This is a genomic window from Ruegeria sp. HKCCA0370, from assembly GCF_013033705.1.
Lineage (GTDB): Bacteria > Pseudomonadota > Alphaproteobacteria > Rhodobacterales > Rhodobacteraceae > Ruegeria.
On record NZ_WQEP01000029.1, the window covers coordinates 1 to 2,532 of the forward strand.

Below are 2,532 nucleotides of genomic sequence, written 5' to 3' on the forward strand. Positions count from 1 at the left end.
TGAGAACGGCGGTGAGAAAGTCGACCACGGTAGCGGCGGGATGATCTTGCTGCGGGCGGCGTAAAAGTCGTCCATCTTTTCCCTTTCTTTTGACGGAGGGAGGGTGGGAGGATCTTCACCGTGGATTTGTATCGCAAAGTTCGTTTGGCCTGTGCCGAGGGCATGAGTCAGCGAGAAGCGGCGCGGCATTTCGGGATATCTCGTGACAGCGTTCGCAAGATTTTGGCGTTTTCAGTTCCGCCCGGCTACCGGCGGTCAGCACCGATCCGGCGGCCTAAGCTGGATGGGTTCACCGGGATCATCGATCAATGGCTGTCGGAAGATCGGCAGCGGCCGCGCAAGCAGCGGCATACGGCCAAGCGGATCTTCGAACGCCTGCGCGATGAGCATGGCTTCGAGGGTGGTTACACCATCATCAAGGATTATGTTCGGGAGCACGGTCGACGGCATCGCGAGATGTTCGTGCCCCTTAATCATGCACCGGGCCATGCTCAGGCCGATTTCGGCGAAGCAGTGGTTGTGATCGGAGGCATTGAGCAGAAGGCCCACTTCTTTGCCTTGGATCTGCCGCACAGCGACGCCTGCTACGTCCGGGCCTATCCGGCGGCGACAGCGGAGGCCTGGATGGACGGGCACGTCCATGCCTTTGGGTTCTTCGGGGCCGTTCCGCAGTCGATCCTGTACGACAACGACCGGTGCCTTGTGGCGAAGATCGAGCCCGACGGAACTCGCAGACGCGCGCGGCTGTTCAGCGAGATGCTGTCCCACTATGTGATCCGGGACCGCTACGGACGTCCAGGTAAGGGCAACGACAAGGGGTCCGTCGAAGGGCTGGTTGGCTATTCCCGGCGCAACTTCATGGTGCCGGTCCCGAGCTTTCCGACTTGGGACGCCTTCAACAACTGGCTCGAAGAGCAGTGCCGGAAGCGCCAAAACGACAAGCTGCGCGGGCACAATCAGACGATTGGAGAGCGGCTTCAACGCGATCTGGAGGCAATGGCGGTCTCGCCGGCCACGCCCTTCGAAGCCTGCGAACAGGCCACGGGCCGGGTCAGTTCCCTGTCGCTGCTGCGCTATAAGACCAACGACTATTCCGTGCCGGTTGCCTACGGCCATCGCGAAGTCTGGATCCGCGCCTATGTTGACCGGGTGGTCATCGGATGTGGTGGGGAGGTCATCGCGCGGCATGTTCGCAGCTACGACCGCGAGGACATGGTCTTCGATCCGGTTCATTACCTGCCGCTGATTGAGAAGAAGATAAACGCTTTCGAACAGGCGGCTCCGCTGGCCGGATGGGAGCTTCCCAAGGCGTTTGATACTCTCCAGAGGCTGATGGAGGCACGCATGCTGAAAACCGGACGGCGCGAATACGTGCAGGTTCTACGGCTGCTCGAAAGCTTCGAGATGGAGGAGGTTCATGCTGCCGTGAAGACGGCTCTCCAGATGGGAGCAATCAGCTTCCCCTCTCATTGATTGCTAGGCAATCAACTGCCGGGCAGTGGATGCCGTAAAGCATCTGGTGCTGTGTCGGGTGGAGCGGCGGCCGCCGAGGCTCGATCTGGATGTCTACCCGTTCCTGCCACGGGCCAAGGTGGCGACGACATCTCCGGCCAGTTACATGTGCCTGACAACAGGTGCCTCGACATGACGGAGACGCCACAGATCCTGCTGAACCACCAACTCAAAAAGCTGAAGCTGCCGACCATCCTGCGGGAATACGACAAGCAGGCTCGGCTCTGCGCTGCCGAAGGGAGAGATCACGTCCAGTTCCTGGCCCGTCTGATCGAGCTCGAACTCATCGACCGGGAACGGCGCATGATCGAACGCCGGATCAAGGCCGCGAAATTCCCGGCGACCAAGAGCCTCGATAGCTTCGACTTCACGGCGATCCCAAACCTCAACAAGATGCAGGTACTCGAACTCGCCCGCTGCGAATGGATCGACCGTTGCGAGAACGTCATTGCTCTCGGCCCCAGCGGCACCGGTAAGACCCACGTGGCCTTGGTCTTGGCCTGGCCGCCTGCCAGAAAGGCCTGGCAGTCCGCTTTACTACTGCCGCAGCCATCGTGCACGAATTGATGGAAGCTCGCGATGAACGCCAGCTCCTGCGGCTTCAAAAGCAATTGGTGAAGCAGAAGCTGCTGATCATCGACGAACTGGGCTTCGTACCACTCTCCAAGACAGGCGCTGAGTTACTGTTCGAACTGATCTCCCAGCGATACGAACGCGGGTCGATCCTGATCACCTCGAACCTGCCGTTCGAGGAATGGACGGAAACATTCGGATCCGAGCGTCTCACTGGTGCCTTGCTCGACCGGCTGACCCACCATGTCAGCATTCTGGAGATGAACGGAGAAAGCTATCGCCTGGCACAGAGCAGGGCTCGGCAGAATTCCTAAAACACAGAAAAGATTGGTCCTGGCGGACCAAGACGCCTTGGCAACCGCCAGCTTTATCGGAGCCCGTTTGCCAAGGCGCCGGTCACCCAATCAGTGGACGACTTTTGCTCCGCCCCATGGCCGGTTTTTACGC

The 2,532-nt window shown here is 59.9% G+C and carries 2 pseudogenes; both read left to right on the plus strand.

The features are described from left to right. The first annotated feature begins 162 nt into the window (after positions 1 to 162). A pseudogene (gene istA, locus GOW31_RS21775) lies at positions 163 to 1,648 on the plus strand (IS21 family transposase). Then, a pseudogene (istB, locus tag GOW31_RS21780) lies at positions 1,645 to 2,399 on the plus strand (IS21-like element helper ATPase IstB). The pseudogenes istA and istB overlap by 4 nt, the downstream one beginning before the upstream one ends. Positions 2,400 to 2,532 lie beyond the last annotated feature (133 nt).